The organism is Microbacterium sp. HA-8 (assembly GCF_046111165.1).
GTDB lineage: Bacteria > Actinomycetota > Actinomycetes > Actinomycetales > Microbacteriaceae > Microbacterium.
The window spans coordinates 912,278-928,768 of record NZ_CP162025.1; the positions used below are offsets into that span (position 1 = coordinate 912,278).

At 71.5% G+C, this 16,491-nt stretch carries 18 protein-coding genes; 6 read left to right on the forward strand and 12 right to left on the reverse strand.

Annotation, left to right across the window (positions count from 1 at the left end; translation table 11 throughout):
• Positions 1–2 precede the first annotated feature (2 nt).
• Positions 3–785: an aminotransferase class I/II-fold pyridoxal phosphate-dependent enzyme gene (locus AB2L57_RS04340; protein WP_409048174.1), complete on the forward strand. Its 783-nt coding sequence runs from the start codon at positions 3–5 to the stop codon at positions 783–785.
• A 662-nt stretch (positions 786–1,447) separates the two neighbouring features.
• Positions 1,448–1,702 carry a hypothetical protein gene (locus tag AB2L57_RS04345; RefSeq protein ID WP_409048175.1) on the forward strand — a complete coding sequence of 85 codons (255 nt, stop codon included), beginning with the start codon at positions 1,448–1,450 and terminating at the stop codon, positions 1,700–1,702.
• 81 nt (positions 1,703–1,783) lie between these two features.
• Here the strand turns inward: AB2L57_RS04345 and AB2L57_RS04350 are convergent, their stop codons facing one another.
• The 5 genes from AB2L57_RS04350 to AB2L57_RS04370 all read right to left on the reverse strand — a co-directional run bounded on the left by AB2L57_RS04350 (position 1,784) and on the right by AB2L57_RS04370 (position 5,372).
• Positions 1,784–2,218, reverse strand: coding sequence for a type II toxin-antitoxin system VapC family toxin (locus AB2L57_RS04350; protein ID WP_409048176.1), 435 nt, complete (start codon positions 2,216–2,218; stop codon positions 1,784–1,786).
• On the reverse strand, positions 2,215–2,460 hold the full coding sequence (locus AB2L57_RS04355; protein WP_292811039.1) for a hypothetical protein: 246 nt from the start codon (positions 2,458–2,460) through the stop codon (positions 2,215–2,217). Before AB2L57_RS04355 ends, AB2L57_RS04350 begins: the two co-directional genes overlap by 4 nt.
• 147 nt (positions 2,461–2,607) lie before the next feature.
• A complete protein-coding gene (locus tag AB2L57_RS04360) occupies positions 2,608–3,246 on the reverse strand; it encodes a pyridoxal 5'-phosphate synthase (RefSeq protein WP_409048177.1) in 639 nt (212 codons plus the stop codon).
• A 9-nt stretch (positions 3,247–3,255) separates the two neighbouring features.
• Positions 3,256–4,053, reverse strand: a complete 798-nt coding sequence (locus tag AB2L57_RS04365) for a creatininase family protein (RefSeq protein ID WP_409048178.1) — start codon at positions 4,051–4,053, stop codon at positions 3,256–3,258.
• Entirely contained in the window at positions 4,050–5,372 is a 1,323-nt protein-coding gene (locus tag AB2L57_RS04370; RefSeq protein ID WP_409048179.1) for an FAD-binding oxidoreductase, read from the reverse strand. The genes AB2L57_RS04365 and AB2L57_RS04370 overlap by 4 nt, the downstream gene beginning before the upstream one ends.
• 80 nt (positions 5,373–5,452) lie before the next feature.
• Here AB2L57_RS04370 and AB2L57_RS04375 point away from each other — a divergent pair, with 80 nt between their 5' ends.
• Entirely contained in the window at positions 5,453–6,046 is a 594-nt protein-coding gene (locus AB2L57_RS04375; protein ID WP_292811047.1) for a helix-turn-helix domain-containing protein, read from the forward strand.
• Positions 6,047–6,189: 143 nt separating this feature from the next.
• On the opposite strand, the gene AB2L57_RS04380 is transcribed toward AB2L57_RS04375, so the two are convergent.
• Positions 6,190–7,302, reverse strand: coding sequence for a methylenetetrahydrofolate reductase C-terminal domain-containing protein (locus AB2L57_RS04380; RefSeq protein WP_409048180.1), 1,113 nt, complete (start codon positions 7,300–7,302; stop codon positions 6,190–6,192).
• A gap of 23 nt (positions 7,303–7,325) precedes the next feature.
• Here AB2L57_RS04380 and AB2L57_RS04385 point away from each other — a divergent pair, with 23 nt between their 5' ends.
• Complete coding sequence (locus AB2L57_RS04385) at positions 7,326–7,922, forward strand: cyclodeaminase/cyclohydrolase family protein (protein WP_292811051.1); 597 nt, start codon at positions 7,326–7,328, stop codon at positions 7,920–7,922.
• A gap of 160 nt (positions 7,923–8,082) precedes the next feature.
• Positions 8,083–8,280: a hypothetical protein gene (locus tag AB2L57_RS04390; RefSeq protein ID WP_409048181.1), complete on the forward strand. Its 198-nt coding sequence runs from the start codon at positions 8,083–8,085 to the stop codon at positions 8,278–8,280.
• Here AB2L57_RS04390 and AB2L57_RS04395 read toward each other — a convergent pair.
• The 4 genes from AB2L57_RS04395 to AB2L57_RS04410 all read right to left on the reverse strand — a co-directional run bounded on the left by AB2L57_RS04395 (position 8,238) and on the right by AB2L57_RS04410 (position 12,463).
• A complete protein-coding gene (locus AB2L57_RS04395) occupies positions 8,238–9,443 on the reverse strand; it encodes a hypothetical protein (protein ID WP_292811055.1) in 1,206 nt (401 codons plus the stop codon). The genes AB2L57_RS04390 and AB2L57_RS04395 overlap by 43 nt on opposite strands.
• Positions 9,444–9,552: 109 nt before the next feature.
• Entirely contained in the window at positions 9,553–10,443 is an 891-nt protein-coding gene (locus tag AB2L57_RS04400) for an ABC transporter permease (RefSeq protein WP_292811057.1), read from the reverse strand.
• A complete protein-coding gene (locus tag AB2L57_RS04405) occupies positions 10,440–11,186 on the reverse strand; it encodes an ABC transporter ATP-binding protein (RefSeq protein ID WP_292811059.1) in 747 nt (248 codons plus the stop codon). The genes AB2L57_RS04400 and AB2L57_RS04405 overlap by 4 nt, the downstream gene beginning before the upstream one ends.
• Positions 11,183–12,463, reverse strand: a complete 1,281-nt coding sequence (locus AB2L57_RS04410; RefSeq protein ID WP_409048182.1) for an amidohydrolase family protein — start codon at positions 12,461–12,463, stop codon at positions 11,183–11,185. The genes AB2L57_RS04405 and AB2L57_RS04410 overlap by 4 nt, the downstream gene beginning before the upstream one ends.
• A 188-nt stretch (positions 12,464–12,651) precedes the next feature.
• On the opposite strand from AB2L57_RS04410, the gene AB2L57_RS04415 reads away from it, so the two are divergent.
• Positions 12,652–13,758 (forward strand): PDR/VanB family oxidoreductase, encoded by a 1,107-nt coding sequence (locus AB2L57_RS04415; RefSeq protein ID WP_409048183.1) that lies wholly within the window; start codon positions 12,652–12,654, stop codon positions 13,756–13,758.
• A gap of 339 nt (positions 13,759–14,097) precedes the next feature.
• Here AB2L57_RS04415 and AB2L57_RS04420 read toward each other — a convergent pair whose 3' ends face one another.
• Together AB2L57_RS04420 and AB2L57_RS04425 are read right to left on the reverse strand one after the other, a co-directional pair.
• Complete coding sequence (locus AB2L57_RS04420) at positions 14,098–15,420, reverse strand: amidohydrolase family protein (protein WP_292811065.1); 1,323 nt, start codon at positions 15,418–15,420, stop codon at positions 14,098–14,100.
• A gap of 146 nt (positions 15,421–15,566) precedes the next feature.
• Positions 15,567–16,490, reverse strand: coding sequence for a hypothetical protein (locus AB2L57_RS04425; RefSeq protein WP_292811067.1), 924 nt, complete (start codon positions 16,488–16,490; stop codon positions 15,567–15,569).
• Position 16,491: the final 1 nt, after the last annotated feature.

Genomic DNA, 16,491 nt, shown 5'->3' on the forward strand with positions numbered 1-16,491 from the left:
TCATGCAGAACGGCCGGTGGAGCATCGACCTCGAGGCTCTCGAAGCGGCCTTCGCCGCGGGCGGCCGGCTGCTCCTGCTCTGCAATCCGCACAACCCGCTCGGCCAGGTCATGACGCCGGAGGAGCAACGCGCCGTGGCCGCCGTCGTCGAGCGGCACGGTGCCCGGGTCTTCTCGGACGAGATCCACGCGCCCGTCGTCTACCCCGGCGCTCGGCACCACCCGTACGCGGCCTTCTCGCCCGAGACCGCCGCGCACACCGTGACCGCCACGGCCACATCGAAGGGCTGGAACATCCCGGGCCTGAAGTCCGCGCAGCTCATCCTCACCTCGGACGTCGATCAGCGACGCTGGATCGAGCGTGACATCGTGCCACGACTGGAAGGCAGCATCCTGGGCGCCGTTGCCGCGAGGGTGGCCTACAACAGCTCGGTCGACTGGCTCGACGACACGATCGCGATGTTCGACGCCAACCGGCACCTGCTCGGCCGCCTCCTCGCCGAGCACGCGCCCACCGTGCGCTACGTCGTGCCCGAGGCGACATACCTGGCGTGGCTCGATTTCCGGGACTGCGGTCTGGATGTCGATCCCGCTGGATTCCTCCGTGTGCACGCCGGCGTCATGGCCTCGAGCGGACGCGACACCGGCCCCGGCGGGGAGGGGCACGTGAGGTTCAATTTCGCGATGCCGCCCGAACTCTTGGAGCGATCGGTGCGCGCCGTCGGCGCGGCCCTCGCGGGCGCTGCGGCGGGGCGCGCCACGGGAGTGCGCGGCGCGGTCGCGTAGGCGTCGCCGCGCGCACTTCGGGTACGCGCCGCGGTCGGCCTGCGGATGCATGCGGTCGTGGAGGCGCAGATGCACGATCCGACGAAGACGGGGTGCCTCATCCGTCCCGGAAATGAACTTCCGTACCGCCGGTCGTGCCGATGTCGCCGCGCGCCGCGGATGCGCCTCGCTACGGTCGAGGACTTTTGCGCCGCGCGAGGACTCTCGTGTCGCGTGTGTCCTCGCACGGCGCCGAAGTCCTCGTGTCGCTCACATGCGGCGGGCCACGCGTCCCGGAGATCGAGGAAGTCGCCGGCCCAGACCCTGCGAAAGCGCAGCACTCGGAGGAGGCGCGCCCAGAGGGTGGTGAGCGGACGTGCCGCACGGCGGGCCCGAGAATCGATTGCCACGTGGCCCTCACGCCTGGGACGGCTCGTGAGGCCAGGCTCTGTGCGGATGAAGTGGCATTCCCGAAATCGACGGCGTCGGCGTCGTCACCGTTGTCACCGCACCCGACCTGGCATGAAATGTCCTGCCGGGCAACGATCGCCCACACAACGTGCCGACTCGCGGGGGCATCGCCCGGGCGCACGGCGCCGAAATCCGTCGCGCGGCGGATCCGCGGCCGCATCGAGCTTCGTAACCTCGTGCGAAGGCACCGCAGAGAGGGGACAGCATCCATCATGCAGAGCATCTGGTCGGCAAAGATCTTCGGCGACCGCGAAGACCCCCGCGCGCGGCTGCACGCGCTGTTCGGCGGCGCGAAGCCGGCCGCGGGGCAGCCGCCGGAGGCCGCGTTGATGTGGGCGCGCGAGGTGCTCGCCGAGATGGATGCTGCCGCCGCGGCCGATTCTGTCGCTGTGACGCGGCGCTTGCGCGCCGCTGAACCGCGGCTCACGCTGCGTGCCGCGACGTTCCTGGCGGCGCACGTCCGCTGAGCCGCCCGGCCTTGAGCCTGCTCGGGAGCCCCGCTCGAGCCCTGAGCCTGTCGAAGGGCCCCGTCCGCCGCGGCCCCGATCTCACAGGCCGAGCGACGAGAGATCCTCCGGCGACCCCGGGTCGAGGTGAACGAGGCCGTCGACCGCCGCGAACGCCCGATCCGCAGAGACGAGTCCTGTGATGTGCTCGCGCCGGAGGGCGGCGGCCACGAGCACCGCATCGAAGGCGCCGAGCTCTTCGTGCGCGCGGAACACGCGCAGCGCGCCCGCAAGATCATCGGCGTCGACGGTCACAAGCGGCGCGAGCAGGATCGCATAGTTCGCGGTCAAGGCGGCGGCGTCCTCACGTCCGCGACGACGCGCCCGCACATGCGCGAACTCCTGCAGCACCTCCACCGTCGTCGTCGCCGCGACACGGCCGTCGCCGACCGCGGCGACGAGGGCGCGGCACGGCTCCCGCTGGGGATGCTGCGCGCCGACGGCATACAGCAGCACGGTGGTGTCGAGCAGGATCACGCGCGCCGACCACGCAGCTCATCGAGCTCTGCGACCAGCTCATCGACCACGGGCGCGGGCATCGGATCAGCCGCGAGCACGGCCGCTGCCGCCTTGGCCCGAGATGTCGCCTGCGGCGGGTAGACGACGTCGATCGCCGCGCGCACGAGCGACGCGACCGATACTCCCCGCTCCGCCGCCGCGCGCTCGAGTCGCTCCCGCTGCGTGACGTCGACGAGCACCTGGAGTCGCTCTGTCTTCATGTGCATACATTAGCATGCGGAGGTTCACGCGCCCGCACGCCCCTGGGCGCCCGCGAACGCACGACATGTCGTCGAGTGCACGGGATGCTGGTGGCAGATACCTCGTGCACTCGACGAGACGTCGTGCATTCGGCGGCAGAACCCGTGCTACCCCGGGAGGTACCGCCGCGCCCAGCCCGACCCTGCGCGCGTGAACTCCACGCGCCGGCTCGCGGCCTCGGGATGCGACACCCAGAACATGACTCGGTGCGGCGTCACGGCGTATCCGACCCACCCCTCCGGCTGCGCCGGCTCGGGATGCTGCTCCGCAAACGCCGCCCACCGCGCCTCGCGCTCCGCGAGCGGCAGCGCGGCGAACTCGGCCGTGTTCATCCACGCCAGCTGCTGCAGATACGGCGAGCGCCGGGCGTACGCGTGAGCGACCTCCTCGGCGGGCGCGACCTCGGCGGTGCCCTGCACGATGATCTGCCGCGAGAATCCCGGCCACAGCATCGCGAGCGATACGCGCGGGTTCGCGGCGAGGTCCACGACCTTGCGGCTCGCCGCGTCGGTGTGGAAGAAGAAGCGCTCCCCGTCGAACTCGCTGAGCATGACGGTCCGCGACCGCGGGAATCCCTCGGCATCCACCGTCGTGAGGGTCATGAGCATGCGCTCCTCGCCCTCGCCCGGCAGCCACGCGGCGGCGAGCGCGGCGGGGTCCTCCCACGGCACATCGGATTGCACCGGGTCGACCCGGCGATCGATCTGCGGCACGTCGACGACGAGCCGACCGGCAAGCGTATCCATGAAGAGCCCCTACCCGAACTCGAAGCCGTCGATCTCGACCAACGCCTCGGCGACGAAGTCGACGCCGCTCTCGAAGATCATCCGCCCCACCTCGGCGTTCGCCCCGGTCGGATCGCCGATCACGCCCGTGGGACCGAAATCGTCGCTCGTCCAGCCGAACATCACCGGCTTGCGGTTGAACCCGATGTGCGTCATGCCCGCGATCTTCTCGGGCACGTTGCGCGGCGGCATCTCGGGCGCGACGAGGTGCGGCGCGAGGTGCATGACGACGGAGGTCTCGCCGAAGCCTGCGTGGATGCCCTGGCCGAGTTCGTCCGGCCGCCCGTCCAGGCCGTCGCCCGCCACCCCGGCTCCCGCGGGCATCGAGAACGAGCGCAGCCCGAACCGGCGCCGCAGCTCGCGGTTGGCCCAGCCGAGCAGCATGACGTTGCCGCCGTGCCCGTTCACGAACGCGACCGTGCGCACCGGCGTCATCGCGATCGAACGGCCGATCTCGACCAGCTGATCGAGCAGCGTCGTGCCCTCGACCCACAGCGTGCCCGGGGCCCAGTAGTGCTCGTCGGATTTGGCGTACTCGATCGTCGGCAGCAGCCAGGCATCGATTCCGGATGCTGCCACCCGCTCCACCGCGGCCGAGGCCACCGCTTCGGCGACCAGGGCGTCGGTGCGCAGCGGCAGGTGCGGACCGTGGTGCTCGATCGCCCCGATCGGCACGACGGCGATCGAGCGCTCCGACGTCGCGGCCACGAGCGCGGGACCCGACAGGTCGGCCCAGCGCCGCGTCACCGGCACGAAGGGCGCGCTCACCGGATCGCGCCCTTGGTGGGTCCCGCGTAGGCGGGGTTGAGCTTGCCGGGGTTCAGCAGCCCGGCCGGGTCGGTCACGGCGGCGAGCTCGACCGTCTGCGCGAGCCGGAAGTCCACGTTCCACTGGTGCGGGTTGTGCACCCCGACCCCCAGATCATTGAGTCTGTGGATGCCGTCGTAGACAGCATCCGGGCTCTCGTAGATGCCCGCGAGCATGCCGATCGGCACGGTGTGACCGGCCTCGATGTGCAGCATGCCGCCGGGGTAGACGGCGTGCACCTCGTCGATGCGGTCCACGAGCGCGTCGCCCGAGACCTCGACGTGGAAGTAGACGCCCGGCTCGGACTTCTGCAGCCACTCGATGGGGTGGTTGTAGCTGAGCACCGAGATCGCCGACGAGACCCCGGGGCCCTCGCGCACGTCCTCGATGCGGCCGCCCGCGGCCTCGATGATCGCCGTGGCTTCGGCCACGAGCGACGCGTCGACGATCATGCGCAGCGAGCTGCGTCCCGCCGGGAAGGCGTCGTCGGGCGGCAGCTGCGCCGTGATGTGCGGGGTGTCGGCCGACACCAGGCGCGGGGCCGGCTGCAGGCGCCCGAGCGTGCGCAGCACCGAGAGGGAGCCGGCGAAGCCCGGGAACGAGGCGTAGAGGCCGCGCCAATCCTGCAGCGGCTCGAGCCGCACGGTCGCCCGCGCGATGATGCCCGCGGTGCCGTAGTTGTGCACGTACCCGAGCGCCTCGTCGCCCTCGACGTGCTGCAGCACTCCGCCCGAGGTGGGCGTGACGACATCGAGCGCCGCGACGAAGCCCATGTCGTTGCTGCCGTGCGCGATCGTTCCCGTGCCGCCCGACCCGCCGCCGAGAAACCCGCCGATCGAGGAGTGCACGGTCGAGGGGTAGATCCACAGCTGCTTACCCTCGGCGCGCGCGGCCTGTTCGAGCGCGTTCATCGGGGCCCCGGCATCCGCCGTGATCGTGTCGCCGTCGATGCCGACGATCGTGCGCGCCCGCGACGTGTCGACGACGAGTCCGCCCGACATCGGGATCGCCTGCCCGTAGTTGCCGGTGCCCTTGCCGCGCGGGGTGACCGGCACCCCGTGCCGCACGGCGAGGGCGACGACCGCCGCGATCTCGTCGGCGGTCGTCGGAAAAGCGACGAGGTCGGCGACTCCCAGCGGCAGCAGCTCGGCGATGATCGGCGACATGCGCGCGCCGTCGACGGATGCCTTCTCCCGCTGCCGCATGTCGCTGCTGACTCCGCGGGGGCCGAGCAGATCGTTCAGGTCCGCCTCGAGGGCGGCGTAGTCGGGGTGGTTCATTCGTTTCCTTTCCTGACGGCGTGGGGCACCCGGCGCCGGCGCTCGCCGCGGCTCGGGGGGTGGCCCGGTACTCTGCATCCATGACGGATGGCATCGATCGCGCCGGCGCGGAGCCCGCGGACGTCGACGCGTCCGCGCGGGCGCTGGGTGCCCGCATCCGAGAGCTGCGCAAACGGCGCGGCATGACGCTGACGCAGGCGGCGCGTGAGGCGGGGCTGTCGCATTCGTTCCTCAGCCAGGTCGAGCGCGGCCTCGAGCGGCTGAGCATGGTCTCGCTGTTCCGCGTCGCGAACGCTCTCGGCACCACGCAGCAGGATCTGCTCACCGAGGACCCGCCGGAGCGGCCCGCCGGCAGTTACCACGTCTACCGTCAGTCGTCCGAGTCGCCGGTCGACGCCGGGTCGGGGCGCGTCGCGGTGCTCGCTGAGCAGCGCGCGCGGTTCCTTCCGATGATCTTCTCGGGTTCGTACGGCGACGACATGTGGTGGGAGCACGCCGAGGAGGAGTTCGTCTATGTGCTGGAGGGCGAGCTGATCGTCGTCTTTCCCGATGCCGAGGTCGCCCTGCGCGCCGGTGACGCGACGTATTACGAAAGCGGCATACGCCACCGCTGGCGCACCCCCGAGGGCGCGACGTGCCGGGTGCTCGTGGTCAAGGAGCAGCAGCACAACTGAGGAGGGTCGCGTGCGACCTCTGGTGCGCGGCATCCGCATCGCCGGCGGCCCGGGACGAGGAGTGTGACGCGCCGCGAGGACTCTCACGGGGCAATGGTCCTCGTGTCGCGCGGATGTCCTCGTGTCGCGCGGCGCCGCGCAGGTCACGAGCTGCCCCCGCCGAGTTCGGCGGCCACCGTTGCCAGTGCCCGCGCATAGGCCTGCTCATCGCCCGGCTGCACTCCGCCCGCCACGACCACCCCGCTCACGCCGGGCACCGCGAGCAGCGAGCGGCCGTATTCGATCGCGAGGCGAATCCCCTCGCGACGCACATCGCGAGCCGCGAACAGAGCGTGCACATAGCCGGTCGGCAGCGTCGCGGCGTGGAACGAGGCCAGCAGTTCCGCTCCCGCGCGGTCCACCACGAGCGGCACGCCGGGCAGCACAGGGGCGACGGTGCCTGCCTGCCTGCCCCGCTCGATGAAGGAGGCAACGTGCTCGGCGTCGCCGCAATACTGCGTGAGACACAGCATCCCGCCCGCTTGCTCCTTCTCGCGCACTCGCTGTCCCCTCAGGGCGGCCGGAGGCGCGTCCGGTGATTCGGCGAACGATGTTGCGAGGCCCTGTGCGCGTGCCAGGGGGAGAAGTGTCGTGCCCTCGAGATCGAAGACGGGCTGAGCGTCGGGCCGGTCGCCCGTGCGCGTGTGATCGCCTGTGACGCAGTGCACCCCGGCCACGCCGATGTCCTGCAGCGCCGCAAGCTCCCCCTCGAGCGCCACGCGATTGCGATCGCGGGCGTTGATGCCCATCCACGCGCGCATTCCGGCGTTCGTCATCAGTACGGCCCGATAGGCGGGCGGATACTGCGTGCGCGAGCCGGCCGCGTCGCCCGAGAGCACGGCGTCGGCACGGCCCCGCAACTCGTCCGCCGTGCGCGCGATGTCGTCGCGCACCATCGCCCGTGCGGGAAACCCGGTCATGATCAGCGGGCGACGGGCCAGGATGTCGAGGACGTCACGGCCGGCAGTCGTCGCGACCGCGGGGTGCGGTCTGCCGGTGCCGGTGCCGGTCACAAGGGCCGCGGCGGCCTCGGTGTTGCGCGAGGGGGCGCCGCCACCGGTACCGTCCCCGTCCCAACGGACGGGCAGGGCGTCGCCGAGAAAGACGCAGGGCGTCGGTGCGACTTCGCACGTGCCGTCGGCGTTGACGCCGCCGCAGGGTCCGTAGGTCATGGTCTTCGGGCAGTCCGCGTGTCGGACGGCGGCAGGTGTCAGCATGCGCTCGCACCTAGACTGCGCCCATGAGCGAAACCGAGTCGAATGCCGAGACCTTCGCCGTCTGGCTCGAGCGCCTCGCCGCGCCCGTTCCCTCGCCCGGCGGCGGAGCCGCCGCGGCCGCGACCCTCGCGATCGGCGCGGCCGTGACCCAGATGGCCGCAGGCTATGCGCCGGAGGGGGACGAACGCGACGCGGCCGTCGCGGCGGCGGCGTCGGGTCGCGCGGAGGCTCTCGCCGCGGGCGAGCGCGATGCCGCAGCATCCGAGGCCCTTGTCGCCGCGTTCCGACTGCCCGAGGACGCGCGCTCCGAGATGGTTCTGGCCGAAGCACTGCGCGAAGCCACCGAGGCGAGCCTCGCGATCGCCGGCATCGCGGCGCCCCTGCAGCAGGTGCTGGTCGCGCTCGCCGACCGGGGCGACCCGCGGCTGCTTCCCGATGTGATCGTCGCCGCGCGGACGATCGCTGCGGCTGTCCGCGCCGCGGCCGCGACCGCCCGCGCGAATCTCACGAGCGGGTCGGCGGCCGGCGACCCCGCGGACTCCGCGCGCCGCGAACGCGAGGCTGTCGCGCTCGGCGACCGGCTCGACGCCTTCGCCGCGAGCCGCACCGACGTGCTCTGATCCGGGCACACCCGGCGGGTCCGGTGCATGGCGCGGCGTGCGCGTGCCCGCGCGAGGACTTCGTGCCCGCGCGAGGAGGATTGCGCGACAAGAGTCCTCACGCGGATGCAAAGTCCTCGCGCCGATCCGCGGATCGACGCACACGCCGATGCATGGGCGGATGCTGGGGCGCGAGGCCGTGGACGCGGGCGCAGACGCGGGCGCAGACGCGGGCGCAGACGCGGGCGCAGGCGCAGACGCCGCCCCGCCCGACAGCGCGGTGCGGTGGATGCTGCGCCGCACTGCCGGGGAGACGCTCGTCATGGTGCCCTCCGCTCAGTCCATCGAGATCGACGTGTCGAGCAGCTCGTTCGTGTAGAGCGAGTCGATCTCGATGGCGTCGGCGTCGGACTGGGTGATCGAGCCCGAGTCGATCAGGAACGGCACGAAGTCATCGAGGATCGACTGCATGCGCTCGGGATCGAACTGGCCGAAGACCCCCGATGCCGGATCGTTCTGCACGATGCCCAGCTCGACCTGCTGCTCGACCGAGTACTCCGCGACGCCGGCCGAGTAGGTCCAGCCCGTGTCGTACTGCTCGACGAGGTCGACGATCAGATCGATCGTGTCGGCGGGATCCTCGAGAAAGTCGATCTGCGACTGCTGCATGATCGGCACGAGCTTGGCGAGGCAGTCGCCGTACTCCTCCAGGGCCTCCGGGCGCACCGCGAGCGGCTCGGGGTAGATCGAGTAGCCGATGTCCGACAGCAGCTGGAAGCCGACCGGCTTGCCCCACTCGGCGATCTCGTTCTCGTAGATGTAGGGCTCAGCGGTGGCGAAGCCCTGCTGCAGGATCGTCGGGTCCGACACGAAACGCTGCGGCGTGCCCTCGTAGCTGAGGTCGATCTGCGACTGGTCGATCATGCCCTGTGATTCGAGCAGCGCCGGGATCACATCGCCCGAGGTGACGACGATGGCACCGTCGGCGGTCGCCTCCTCGATCGTCTCGGCGCCGTTCTGGCTCTCCGGGTCCCACATCAGGATCTGGGGGCTCCAGGTCATCTGCGAGGTCACCGCGACGGTCGGCTGATCCGCTGCGGCCACGATGGCAGCATCCGTGTTGACGGCACCGAGCAGGATGTCGGTGTCGAGGTACATCAGCGCCGGAACCGGCTGGAAGTTGACGTTCGGCCCGCCGGGGCGCACCTCGATGTCGACACCGGTGTCGACGCCCTGGGCGACCAGGGTGCCCGTGACGGTCTTCATCTCTGTGTCGACCGTATAGTCGTCGCCGACGAGGGCGTACATGGCGCCGTGCTCGGCCTCGGGCTGCCAGTCCTGCTGCATGACGACCGTGGCGGGGCACGATTCCGACAGATCGAGCGGACCGCCGGCCTCGGCGGCGGGGGCGGCCTCGGTGGGCGCGCTGCTGGCATCGCTCGCGGGTTCGCTCGAGCACGCGGCGAGGGTCACCGCGAGCGAGATCACGGCGCCGGCGGCGAAGACGGGCCGCAGGCGGGCGGCGGGGGATGGTGTCGACACGGGATTCCTCCAGAGATGGTGGTGCGGGCAGGGTGCGGTGCGGTGCAGGTATGAGGGGCGGGATGCTGCTGCGGTGTGCGCCGCGGTGACGGCTCGGTCGCCGGCGGGCTCAGCGACCCTTCCAGCCGAAGAGGCGGCCCACGACGGCGCGATCGAGTGCGGCGAAGATCGAGAAGACGATGACGCCGAACAGGGCGGTGAAGATAATGGCGAGGAACAGCGACTCCATGTTGAGCCGCAGGGTGTAGGTGCGCAGGAGCCCGCCGATGCCCTGCGAGCCCTGCTGGAAGAAGAAGTCGCCGACGATCGCGCCGATCACCGCGAGGCCGGCGGCATTGCGCAAGCCGGTGAAGATCGACGGAATCGCGGCGGGCAACTGCAGCTTGGTCAGACGCTGCCATCTGCTCGCCTTGTTCAGGGTGAAGAGGTCGTGCGCGCTCGCCTCGGCGGACTGCAACCCGAACAGGGTGTTCGAGATCATCGGGAACACCGCGATGATGACGCACACGACGATGCGAGCGGGGATGCCGTAGCCCATCCAGATGCCGATGAGTGGCGTCAGTGCGAGAATCGGGATCGTCTGCAGGATCACGGCGTACGGGTACAGCACGCGCTCGGCGATGCGCCACTGCGACATGAGGATCGCCCAGCCCATCCCGATCACGACGGCCAGCGCCAGCCCGATGAGGGCGACCGAGGTCGTTTGCCCGAGCGCGACGAGCATGGGCCCGATGATCTGCGGGTTGCCGAGCGTCTCGGCGAATACCTGGTGCGGCGGAGGCAGTAGGAAGCGGCGGTCCTCGCTGAGCAGGAGGTACGACACCGCGTACCAGATCGCGAGGATGCCGAAGATCGCGAGCACGATCGGCAGGGCCCGCGAACTCGCCGCTCCCGCGGTGCGGGACAGTGAGCGGGCGGCGCCCGGTGCCGGTGGAGCAGACTCGGCGGCCGGGGCGGGTGCGACCGCGGCAGAAGGCGCGGTCAGGGTCTTCTCGCTCACGAGTGCTCCTCCAGGGTCTTCGAGAGGTGCCCGGCGATGCGGCCGAACTCGGGGTCGTAGCGCAGCTCGGGCGGCCGGGGATACGACCAGGGCAGTTCGATGTCCTCGACGATCCGGCCGGGCCGTCCGCTCATGACCAGCACGCGGCTCGAGAGGTACACGGCCTCCGAGATCGAGTGGGTGATGAACATCGCCGCGAACGACTTCATCTGGAAGATGCGCTGCAGCTCCGTCTGCATCTTCAGGCGGGTGATCTCATCCAGCGCGCCGAAGGGCTCGTCGAAGAGCGCGAGCTGGGGCTCCGCGACGAGAGCGCGGGCGATCGACACGCGCATTCGCATACCTCCCGAGAGGGCGCGGGGATGCTGCTTCTCGAAGCCCGTGAGACCGACCAGTGCCAGGGCCTCCCTCGCCCGCTCCGCGCGCTCCGCGGCAGGGACCCCCGCCAGCTCGCCGACGAGTTCGACGTTCTTCTGCGCGGAGCGCCACTCGAGCAGGGTCGCGTCCTGGAACACGAAGCTCGTGACGGCAGCATCCACGTCGAGGGTGCCCGCGCTGATCGAATCAAGGCCCGACGCCAGTCGAAGCAGCGTGGACTTTCCGCACCCCGAGGGCCCGACGACCGAGACGAACTCTCCCCGCGACACCGACAGCGAGACATCGGCGAGGGCACGCGTGCCGGTGTCGAAGTCCTTCGTGACGCCGTCCAGACGCAGCGTCGGTGCAGTCGTTGTGAGACTCATGCGGTGATCTCGCTTCTCTCGCGCACGGCCACGGCGGCCGAACTCGTGATTCGGGTGGCGACGACATGGCCCGCGCGCACGACGATCCGGTCGGGCGCCCGCTCGGCGAGTGCCTCGGCCACCGAACTCGCGCGCACGAGCAGCATGTCGGCGGCATCGCCCGCGGCGCCGGTTGCGCGCGGGAGCCCGAGTAGGTCGCGTCCCGCGGCGACGACCCGCCACGCTGTGCGGGGGGTGAGGTGCCCGGCGAGCACGAGCGCGGCGGTGACGTCGATCATGTCGCCATTGCCGAGCGGGTTGAACGGGTCCTGCACGTTGTCGCCGCCGGCGGCGAGCGCCACGCCCGCGTCGAGGATCGCAGCGAGGGGCGGCAGCGCGCGCGGCGTCGCGACCGGGTGCTGCCAGCCCTGCAGATAGAGGTTCGTGAGCGGGTTGGTGATGATGCTCACGCGTGCCTCGGCCGCGAGATCGAGCACGGCCGCGAGGACGTTGGCGGGCTGCACCGCGAGACTCACGCAGTGGCCCGCCGACCGAGTCATGTGTTCCGGCCAGTCAGCCGTGCGGCGGGCGAGGTCGGCGAGGTCGAGCGACGCAGGGTTGAGGGTCTCGTCCGTGTGCAGATCGATGCCGATGCCGGCGGCCTCGGCATGAGTGGCCGCGCGGTCGATTTCAGCGCGCGGGTCGTCGCTGAGGTGCGGCGCGGCGCCGATGAGGTCGACGCCGAGGGCGATGGCCTCCCGAACCAAGCCATCATCGATGAGCTGTCCGTGCATGGCGACAACCTGCAGGTCGACCAGACCGCGGTAGTCCTCGCGGGCATCGATCACGGCGCGGATCCCGCGTAGGGGATCGGCCCCCTCGTGATAGTTGACGTGGGTGCGGATGGCGGTCACGCCCGCCCGGAGCGCAGCATCGAGCTGGCGGCGGGCGTGGGCTGCGATCTGTTCCTCGCGCAGGGATGCCCCGTGCTCCTGCCAGCACGCCACAGCATCCTCGAGCGATCCCTCGGGCTCGCCGAACAGCCGCCAGGTGTAGGCCTTGTCGATGTGGGCGTGCAGGTCCGCGGCGGGCGGCAGCAGCATCCACCCCTCGGCATTCACGTCGGCGCCGCGCGCCGAGGCGATGTCGCGGAGTCCGCTGTTGTCGCCGAGGGGTGTGTCACCGATGACGCCGTCGACGATGCCGAGTGTCGTTGTCGTGCCGTCGGGCAGGGTGACGCCGCGGAGCCGCGCGATCTGCTGGCCGAGCGCCAGGTCTGCGGGGCGGGTGGGGAGCATGGAGCGCCTTTCGCGTCGGTGTCGAGTCCGTGGCACTGTTGTTGGCGTGGCCAACAACAGTCATTCAACGCGTGGTGTGTTTCGGCCGCGGGCGACACGTGTTGCGGGTTCGTTAATCGTGCGGCGGCTGTCGGTTGAGGTCGCTGTCATCGCTCTACCGTGAGTGCGGTGTCGACAGAGGAGTGTGCGTGAGTTATTTCAGCGACGTCGAGCGCGACTTGGTCGTCTCCGGGCGCACCGAACTGGCCGAGGGCGTGCTCGCGATCGATCTGGTCTCACCCAACGGGCGCGATCTGCCGGCGTGGACGCCCGGATCGCACATCGATGTGATGCTGCCCGCCCGGCCGGGTGTGGGGCCGCTCGGGCCGGGTGCGGCATCGGCCGGCCCGGGTGGCGAGCCGCTCGAGCGGCAGTACTCCCTCTGCGGCGACGGCGATGACCGTTCGACGTGGCGGGTCGCCGTGCTGCGCGAGGACGCGGGCCGCGGCGGTTCGGTCGGACTGCACGAGCGGATCGAGGTCGGCGGGCGCCTGCGCGTGCGCGGGCCGCGCAACCACTTTCCGTTCACTCCCGCGGCGGGCGCGCGCTACCTTTTCGTCGCGGGCGGCATCGGCATCACCCCGCTGCGCTCGATGGTGGCCGCCGCCGAGGCTTCGGGCGCCGACTGGACCCTCGATTACGCCGGCCGCTCCCGCGCGAGCATGGCCTTCGTCGACGAGCTGACCGCGCTCTACCCGACGCGCGTGCGGGTGCACGCCGCCGACGAGGGTGCGCGGCTCGACGTCGCGGCGCTCGCCGGGTCTATCGGGTCTGCTGGGTCTGTCGGATCTGTCGGGGCTGCCGGATCCGCTGGGTCTGCCGGATCTGCTGATGCTGCCGGGACTGCCGGGGTGGATGCTGCCGTCTACGCGTGCGGACCCGCCCGGCTCCTCGAGGCACTGGAGGCGGCGTTCTGCGGTGCCCCGGACGTGCTGCACCTCGAGCGGTTCGAGGCGAAGGAGTTCGGCGACCCCGTGTGGACGGAGCCGTTCGAGGTTGAACTCGCCATGACAGGAACCGTCGTCACCGTCGACCCCGACACCTCCGTGCTGGATGCGATCCGCGCGCAGTCGCCCGAGACGCCCGTGCTCTCGAGCTGCCGCCGCGGCACGTGCGGCACCTGCGAGGCGCCCGTGCTCGAGGGCGAGATCGAGCACCGCGACTCGATCCTGACCCCGCTCGAGCGCGAGGAATCGGCCGTGATGATGGTCTGCGTCTCGCGCGCGGCGTGCCCGCGCATCGTCCTCGACCTCTGAGCCCGGCGACGCCCTCCCGCGACGTTGGGGCGTCAGCGCGACGTTGGGGCGCGCTGCTCCGCGCCCCAACGTGATTTCGACGCCCCAACGCCGCTGCGCGCGCGGTTTCGACGCCCCGACATCCGGCATCCCGGCATCCCGCGATGTCTTCTGTATCGAGCCCCTCCGATGGCGTTGGGGCGTCAGCGCGACGTTGGGGCGTGCTGCTCCGCGCCCCAACGTGATTTCGACGCCCCAACGTCGCTGCGCGCGCGGTTTCGACGCCCCGACATCCGGCATCCCGGCATCCCGACGCCCCGACGCCCCGACGCCCCGACACCGAGCACGGGCCCGGCTGCGCTACCGCCCGACGCGGGCGCGCAGCGCGGCGACAAGCTCGGGCTCGTCGGCCGTGACGAGGCGATAGTCGCGCACGACAACCCGACCCCCGACGACCACGTGGCGGGGGCGACGACCCGGGGATGCCCAGAGCAGCCCCGCGACGGGATCGGCCACGCCCGCATCGGCCACACCCGAGACGTCCCACACGCACGCGTCGCCGCGCGCGCCGGGGCGCAGGTGCCCGATGTCGTCGCGCCCGAGTCCCGCCGCCCCGCCCGCCGTCGCCATCTCGAGCACGACCCGCGCAGGCAGCGGCGGACCCACCAAGCCCGAAACCTGCATTGCGAGTCGCGCATCCGCGAGCAGGTGTCCGGCGTCGTTCGAGCCGCCCCCCGACGTGCCGAGGCCGATGGTGATTCCCGCCTCGCGCAGACGAGCGACGGGCGCGATGCCCCAGCCCATCGGCACGTCGCAGCCGGGAGCGTGGGTCGCCGACACACCGTGGCGAGCGAGGATGCCGATCTCGGCATCCGTCACATCGCACAGGTGCGCGATCGTGACGTCGGGAGCAAGCCATCCCCATTCCTCGAGCAGCTCGAGCGGGCGCCGACCGTAGCGGGCGAGCGCGATCTCGGTGTCGACCTGCTCGTTGGCCTGCGTGCGCCGGCGCAGGCCGTGCGTGCGTGCGACCTCGCCGAGCGCGCGGAACGTCGCCTCGGGGTCCGAGTGCACACCCGCGGGCCCCACTGCCACCTGCAGCGCCCCATCGGCCGAGACACCCCCCGTGTGGTCCTCGCCGAGCAGTCCGGCCACGATCGCGTCGGCGCTGGCCGCCGCGAGGTGTGCGTCATCACGCGCCGTGCCGCGTACGAAGACGAGCCGCCCTCCGAGCCGCGCGGCGGCGTCCGCGATGGCGCGCGCAATCGCGACGGAATCGGCGACGGGGTCGGCGCTCGTGCCGGGGTCGGGCCAGTTGAGCTGGTGGTCGGCAACGGTCGTCACGCCCGCCAGCAATGACTCCGCGATTCCGATCGAGGCCGTCGCGCCCGTCAGCGAGGCGTCGATGCCCGCGGCGGCATACGCGGCGGCCATGGCGGGCAGCCATTCGCGCATCGCGACGCCGCGCGTACCCGGCAGGGTGCGGAAACCCGACTGCAGCAGATGATGGTGCGCGTTCACGAGCCCGGGCGTGATGACGCATCCGGTTGCATCGAGAGTCTGCGTCAGGGTCGCCGCGGTCGGCGCCGCGTCGACCACCTGGCCGTCGGCGATCACAAGGTCGCCGTCGCGCTCGGTGGCCCCATCGATCATGAGGCGCTCGGCGCCCGTGAGGATCAGCATCCTTCGTTGATACCACCCCGCCGCCCTGCCTAGCTGCCCGCCAGTGCACGACATGTCGTCGAGTGCACGGGATGTCGTCGGCGCCACGTCGTGCACTCGGCGACATCCCGTGCGCTCGGCGCCACCCCGGCGCCACCCCGGCGCACTCACCCCACGGTCGTGAGCAGCTCGCCGTTCCAGATCCACACCCGCGCGCCGTCCGAGGCCAGCGCTGTCGGCGCCGCCGGATCCGCACCTTCCACGCAGGTACCGCCGACCGTCACGCCCGCGCACGTCGCGCTCGTCTGCGCCGCAACGACCGAGGTCCCGGCGACGGCGAGGGCGACAGCATCCCGCAGCCCCGTGTCGACCCAGGCCGAGCCGTCGAGGGTGTGCACGGCGCCGTCGCAGATCAGGGCGACCACGTCGTCCTCACGCAGCGAGCGGGCATTCGCGCACGGAGCCGCAACAGCTCCCGCCGGCGTCACGACAACCCCGGCATCGAGCGGGTCGATGAAGGTCATCGTGCCCAGCTCGTCGGGGTAGGGCTCCCAGAAGCGTCCCTGCGTGAAGGTGCGCAGTGCCTCCGTCGTGCACTCGGCGGTGAGCGTCGCGACAGCCTGCGCCTGCGTGCCGGCGAGCGGATCGATGCGCGCGACCTGCGTGATGTCGCGATACAGCGGCGTCACGTCGTTCCAGGAGTCCCCGCCGGTGTTCGACCGCTCGATCACCGGCGTCGTGCCCGCGACGCAGTCGCCCGCGGTGGCCCGCCACATCACGCCCTCCGTACCGAGCGTGAGAAAACGCTCGTCGGCCCGCGCGACGACCGGCGCGGGCACGGGCGACGGGGTCGGGATGCTGTCATCCGCGCTGGGCGACGCACTCGGCACCGCGTCGCTTGCGCTCGGCGAGGGCGAGGCGGTGACCGATGCGCCGGCGCCCGTGTCGATCGGATCGGGCCGGCCACGGTCGAGAGCGAGGAGGGCGAGCGCGATCACGCCGATCGCGAGCACCGCGACGATGACGACGCTGATCCACTGGGCGCGGCGCGTCCTGGCGCGCGCGCGGGCGCTGCTGCGGTGACGGGGCATC